Below are 5,874 nucleotides of genomic sequence, written 5' to 3' on the forward strand. Positions count from 1 at the left end.
CGCGATGCCCCTTCGGGCCACCCTTGACGGCCCACCCCGTCCCGCACCGACAAAAGACTGTCGCCCCACCCCCAGCAGGAACAACGCCCAAGGGGACCCATACCGGGAGGGCCCCCGCCGCGCAGCGCCGACCCCGGCTCCGCCACGCCCACTTCCGTCCCGGCCGCATCAGGCACCTCAGCGACCACCCCTGGGGCACCAGATCGCTACGCGGCCGGGCCGGGCGGGCGTCCGCGGCCGGTTGGGGGCCACAAGCGTCCGTGAGCAGGCGAGTGCGAACGGAGGAGGGATTGCAGCCTGTTCGAGCAGGCAGTGCTGCGGGAGGCGCTGGCGTACGAGGAGACCGGCTACTCCTCGGGCTCCCAGGCGATCAGCTGCTCGAACACCTGCTGGTCGCCCTGGATCGTCAGGTCGTTCAGCGTGAGGCGGCCCCAGACGAAGAGGAGCAGTTGCTCGGCGGTGCCTGCGGCCGACGCCGAGGGCGGCGCGGCGTCGTGCGGGAGGGGGGCAGGCCAGGCGCCGGTGTCGTCCAGCGTCAGGAGCCAGGAGCGGCCCTCGGCGGCGTGGTAGTGGATGGTGGCGGGCTCGTGCGGCCAGGCCGCCGGGGTGGAGTTGCAGGTGTCGAGGAACTCGGCGACACCGTCGATCGCGACGTCCGCCGGCATCGGCTGCACGGCGCCTGCGGCGAGCTGGGCGTCGTAGGTGTGCACCAGCACCTCGTGCACCCGGCGCCGGGCAACGCCCCGGGCATTCGCCGGCGACAGGCCTGCGCTCCACCACGCCCAGCACTCGCGTTCCGGGCCGGCCTCGCGCAGCGTGTTCAGCAGCAGCTCGTGGGAGTCGTCGTACCAGGCCAGCAGTGTGTCCAGGTCACGCGGTGGCTCGGCGGCGCCCTTGGCCGGCGGGGCCTCGGCCGGGCCCGCGGCGACGATCGCGGCCCACCAGCGCTGGCCCGTACCCAGGTGGTGCACCAGATCGAACAACGTCCACTCGGGGCAGGACGGCACGGGCGCGTCGAGGCCGGGCGCGGCGGCAACCGCACTCCTGAACGCGGCCGACCTTTCGTCGATCAGTTGCAGCAGGGCGGAGTATTGAAGACTGTCTGTCACATCGCTTGATTAGCAGCCCGGTCGGCCGGGTGCATCCTCTTTTCTGCGGGCCCGGGCCGCCGCGGATGGCGGCGGCCCGGGGCCGTATGAACGCGGGACGGGCTAGGAGCTGTCCGATCGGTCGTGTGACGCTCCTGCTGGGAAATCGTTCCGTGGGGTATGGGGCGGGGAGATCTCTCGGATGAGGAGTGGGCTCGGCTGGAGCCGCACTTGCCGGCGAATCGCGGGCGGGGTGGACGCTGGCAGTGCCACCGTCGGGTGATCAACGGGATTCTGTTCCGGCAGCGGACCGGCCTTCCCTGGCGGGACCTGCCTCCCTGGTTCGGTAGCTGGAAGACAGTCCACGATCGTCATCGCAGGTGGTCAGCGGACGGCACGTGGGGAGAGAATCCTGCGGGCCGTCCAGGCTGACGCCGATGCCGAGGGCAGGATCGACTGGACCATGGTCAGCGTCGATTCCACGACCTGCCGCGCTCATCAGCACGCGGCTGGCGCCTCCACCCTCGCACCGAAGATCCCGGGTCAGCGCAGGGGCCCGGCGCGTCACCGCTCCGATGAAGGTCTGGGACGCTCGCGAGGCGGGTTCACAAGCAAGATCCACCTTGCCGGTGAAGGGGGATGTCGCCCGCTCGGGTTTGTCATCACGCCCGGCCAGTGGGGGGACGCCCCGCAGATGATCTCCGTCCTGGAAGAGATCCGTGTGCCCCGGCAGGCTGGTGGACGACCGCGCACCCGGCCCGATCACGTCGGGGGAGACAAGGCCTATTCGTCACGCCGTAACCGGCTTCACCTGCGCAGACGCCAGATCAAGCACACGATCCCTGAGCCGAGAGACCAGCGGGCCAACCGCCGGCGCCGCGGCAGTCAAGGCGGCAGACCCACAGGATTCGACAAGCCGATCTACCGCCGCCGCAACGAAGTCGAGCGGACCATCAACCAGCTCAAGCACTTCCGAGCCGTCGCCACACGCTTCGACAAGCGGGCATATGCCTTCCACGGGACGGTCACCGTGGCCGCGATCCGTCTATGGCTCCGTCCGCAGTGAAACGCCCCGTTCAGAGATCCTCGGCGCTCGGGTAGTGGTGGCGAAGTTCGCTGAGTACGCGATCGTCGACAGCCCTGACGTCCCACGAGGAGCTGTCGAACTCGGTCAGGACGACCACCAACTCGTCACCAGCGAACCCCCGCGCTTCGGCGTCGATCAGCTGGAGGAAGGGGGTCGTCAACGACAACAGCGTCAACGTGTCCATGCCGGAGTCGGCGGACCTCTTCTTCATCTCGACACAGCGAGGATCGACAATCTCGTCGAACTCGACGCGCCACGTCAGGTCCAAGCCGAAGCTCCCAAGACGAACCAGCAGCTCAGCCAGGGTCACGTAGTGCTTTCCGTGCCAGGCACGAAACGTGATCCCCTTCATTCCCGCCTCTGCTTCGGCGGTATCACGTGACATGCGGGCCCCCTTCGTCCTAACGAACCCTAGGCCACGGTCCTGGTCAGCTCACACGACCCATCGGACAGGCCCTAGCCGTGGGTGAAATAGCCGAACACGTCGGTGATCACGTGGTTGCTGCCGCCCCAGCTGTTCCAGATGCTGACCTTGCCGCCACCGACGGGGGTGGTGACGTGGTTGGGGACGGTTTCGCCGGGACGGGTGTTGAGGCTGCTTGCGTCCGTGCGGGCGGTTCCGTATCCGTGGACGGTGAGGAAGCCCGCGCTGGTGGTCTCGGTGGCGGTGACGTTCAGGGCCGCGCCCACTGCGTCCGCCGGCAGGCCGGCGACGGTGGTGGTCGCGCCCGGGGCGAGCTTGCCCGTGGTGCGGGTGTCGGCGAGCCGCTTGGGAACGACCGGCGTGAAGAGCGCCCCGCCACCCGACTCGTGGTAGTAGCCGACCACGTCGAGGACGAGGTCGGTGGAGCCGGCGTTGTTGTAGAGGGTGATGGTGCCGTCCGGGCCGACCGGGACGATGACCTGGTTGGACTTGTCCTTGCCCGGCTCGGGGTTGAGGTTCGAGGTGGTGGGGCGCTTGTCCGCCTCCGCGTAGGCGATCACGTGCGTTTCGGTCGTGGCGCCGGTGCCGGTCAGGTTGAGCGCGACGGCCTGGGCGTCCGGCGGGATGCTCCGCACGCCCGCCACCTTGACGGTCCGGGTCTGGCCGGCGCCCAGTGCGCCGCCCGTGGTGCGGGTGTCGGCGAGACGGGTCGGCGTGACCGGGTAGAACCTCTTTCCGGTGTTGGGCTGGTAGTAACCGACGAAGTCGACCACGACGTGCCCCTGGCCGGAGTTGAGCTGGGCGAGGATCTTGCCGTCGGAGCCGACGGGCACGGTGACCGTGTTGGACGAGGTGCCGCCCGCGCGGACGTTCACGTTCGAGGTCGCCGGTCGCTGCTGGCCCGAGGGCCACACGTTCAGGTGGGTGTCCTGGGTGGCGCCGGTCACGGTCACGTTCAGGACGGCCGCGGTCGCCCCGCCCGTGTGGTGGGGGCCCGAGCTGTAGTAGACCACCGGCACGGCCACCTGGGCGGCGGTGCCGGCCTGCACCGGGCTGTTGGAGAGACGGGTGTCCAGGACACGGAACGGGTGGACGGGCACGTAGCCCGACGCGGCGTACGCGACCTGCACGGTCCGGCTGACCGTGGAGGTGGCGCCCTTCGCGTCCTTGAGGGTCGCGGTCACCTTGTAGTCGCCGGGCTGCGCGTAGGCGTGCCGGACGGGCTCCAGCGCGGACACCCGCTCCTGGGCGCCGTCACCGAAGTCGACCTCCACCTGCTGGACCGGCCACGGTGCGATGGTGCTCCGCGGGTCGACCTCCACCGTCAGCGGGGCGACGTACGCCCTCGGGTCCTCGGCGGTCGGCAGGAACGGCCGGGAGGTGAAGCCGGCCGTCAGCGGACCGGGCGCGGTCACCTTGGCCTTGGCACCGGCGGCGATCTGCAGCTTGGCCTCGTTGTACACGGTCACCGTGGCCGTGCACTCGCAGGGCGAGCTGTAGACGTGCGTGGCAGTGCGCTCGCCGGTGACGACCGGGGCCGAGCCGTCACCGAAGTCGAAGCGGTAGGTGAGCGGGCCGGACCACGCGCTGACCGCGGTGGCCGTCGCCTTCACGGCGGTGCCGGCCGGCGCCCACGGCTGGTCGAGTTCCAGCCGGACGCTTTCCAGCGAGTTCTGGCTCTCTCGCGCGCCCCGGTCGAGGTATCCGCCGTCCTTGCCGGTGTTGGGCACGCGCAGGTCGTCCACGACCGGATACCCGCTGAGGTCGGTGAGCAGCACGCCGGGCGCGGTCGCATCGGCAGAGTCCACGGCCTTCGTGTAGGCGTCCTCTGTCCTCGGGTGCACGATGTCGTGCCCGCCCTGCCCTGTCGCGGCGTGGAACGCGGCCTGGTCCTGGTGGGCGGCGCCACCCCAGGTGTAGACCGTCTGGAAGGGACCGGCGATCAGGTTGTAGTCGGCCCGTGTGCCGGCCGCCGCGCTCTGCGACACCGCGAGGGCGGTGCGTCCCCGAGCGGGGTCACACAGACCGACGTAGTACTTGGCGTTGATCACGTTGTTGAACACGGCGGAGCCGGGCGAGCTGCCGCTGAGCGGGATGGCCGTGCCGCAGCCGAGTTGGAACGTATTGTTCGTGATGACGGTGGCGGGAGCGTCTTCGACGGTGAGCGGCTCCCGCGCGTTGCCGATGATCTCGTTGCGGCCAAGTACGGTGCGCTGGGCGCCGCCCTCGATCCGGACTCCCTGGAACCACCCCCGGCTGACGCGCACATCCGTGCTCGCGTCGCCGACCACGAGGCCCTCCCCACCACTGACTCGGGCGTGTGCGTAGATGTGGTCCAGTTCGACGTCGGCGGACCGGTTGACCCGCATTCCGCCGCTGAGGCTCAGCCCGCGGACCACCACGTGCGAGGCGCCGGTCATGGTCAGCGGCTGGGTGCCCAGGACCACCAGCCTGTCTTCCGGCCCGTCGGGCACGAAGGTGATCGGCTTGCCCGGTGCGCCTGAGCGGTCGATGGCGACGGCCTCGTCGTAGCGCTTGCCCGTCTTGATCCGTACGGTCTGCCCCGGCGCCACGACCTTGGCCGCCGCCGAGATGGAGCAGAAGGGCACGGCCTGCGAGCCGGAGCCGCCGTCCGAGCAGGAGGAACTGTTGTTGTTCACGTAGAGGGTGGGCGGGGCCTCGGCTGCCGCGGCGGACGGAACACCGAGAAAGGTGACGAGACCTGCGGTCAACAGGACCGTCGCACGAGTGGGACGCACCAGAAAGGGTTTCCTTCGTACCAGAAGTGACGTGGAGTCACGCCGGTCGCGGCGCCGCACGACTGGTAGACGTCCTGTTCCCCCAGCGTCAGTCGGGCGCACGCGGACTCGAACAGACGCCGAACATCATCTCCCGTAATCCGGATACTGTCACCCGCGCTCACCCACGTCCGGCTACTGCAGGCTGTAGTCGCCCACCTGGCCCGGCCGCGTAGCGTTCTGGGGCGTGTCCGCGAGCACGGGCGGGCCGCAGTCGCCGGTCTCGCGGGGGCGTGTGGCGATCTGAGGCGCCGGGAGGGGCTGATGGGTTTCCAGGTATGCCTGGGACGGAAGTGGGCGTGGCGGAGCCGGGGTCGGCGCTGCGCGGCGGGGCCCCGGATGCGCGGGGGAGCCGTGCGCGAGCAGGCCGGTGACGATCAGCGAGCCGGTGACGAGGGCGATACGCAGCAGCACGGAACAGACGGTACGCGGGGGAGGGGGCGCGGGCGGCGCAGGCGGCGTGGGAGGCGTGACAGG

5 protein-coding genes are annotated in these 5,874 nt (G+C 70.2%); 1 reads left to right on the forward strand and 4 read right to left on the reverse strand.

All coding sequences use genetic code 11. The annotated features are described in order from the left end of the window. Positions 1 to 347 precede the first annotated feature (347 nt). Complete coding sequence (locus tag EF903_RS27360) at positions 348 to 1,109, reverse strand: maleylpyruvate isomerase family mycothiol-dependent enzyme (protein WP_125547584.1); 762 nt, start codon at positions 1,107 to 1,109, stop codon at positions 348 to 350. A 159-nt stretch (positions 1,110 to 1,268) separates the two neighbouring features. Between EF903_RS27360 and EF903_RS27365 the strand changes: the two genes are divergently transcribed. Next, positions 1,269 to 2,154, forward strand: a protein-coding gene (locus EF903_RS27365) for an IS5 family transposase (protein ID WP_125547586.1) whose coding sequence is annotated in 2 segments (ribosomal slippage) — positions 1,269 to 1,490 and positions 1,492 to 2,154 — 885 coding nt in all. Because the reading frame shifts where the segments join, the coding sequence is not laid out codon by codon here. Positions 2,155 to 2,164: 10 nt separating this feature from the next. Here the strand turns inward: EF903_RS27365 and EF903_RS27370 are convergent. The 3 genes from EF903_RS27370 to EF903_RS27380 all read right to left on the reverse strand — a co-directional run bounded on the left by EF903_RS27370 (position 2,165) and on the right by EF903_RS27380 (position 5,811). Then, the gene (locus EF903_RS27370; protein WP_260616001.1) at positions 2,165 to 2,560 is read right to left on the reverse strand and encodes a hypothetical protein; all 396 of its coding nucleotides are present in this window, start codon (positions 2,558 to 2,560) and stop codon (positions 2,165 to 2,167) included. Between the two features lie 71 nt (positions 2,561 to 2,631). Beyond that, positions 2,632 to 5,358 (reverse strand): PKD domain-containing protein, encoded by a 2,727-nt coding sequence (locus EF903_RS27375; RefSeq protein WP_125547588.1) that lies wholly within the window; start codon positions 5,356 to 5,358, stop codon positions 2,632 to 2,634. 174 nt (positions 5,359 to 5,532) lie between these two features. Beyond that, a complete protein-coding gene (locus EF903_RS27380) occupies positions 5,533 to 5,811 on the reverse strand; it encodes a hypothetical protein (protein ID WP_125547590.1) in 279 nt (92 codons plus the stop codon). Positions 5,812 to 5,874 lie beyond the last annotated feature (63 nt).

The sequence above is a fragment of the Streptomyces sp. WAC05292 genome, assembly GCF_003949955.1.
Classification (GTDB): Bacteria; Actinomycetota; Actinomycetes; order Streptomycetales; family Streptomycetaceae; genus Streptomyces; species Streptomyces globosus.

Bases quoted from the DNA above. Each gene is read 5' to 3' on its own strand.
- EF903_RS27370 (WP_260616001.1), bottom strand. From the start codon at position 2,560: ATGTCACGTGATACCGCCGAAGCAGAGGCGGGAATGAAGGGGATCACG.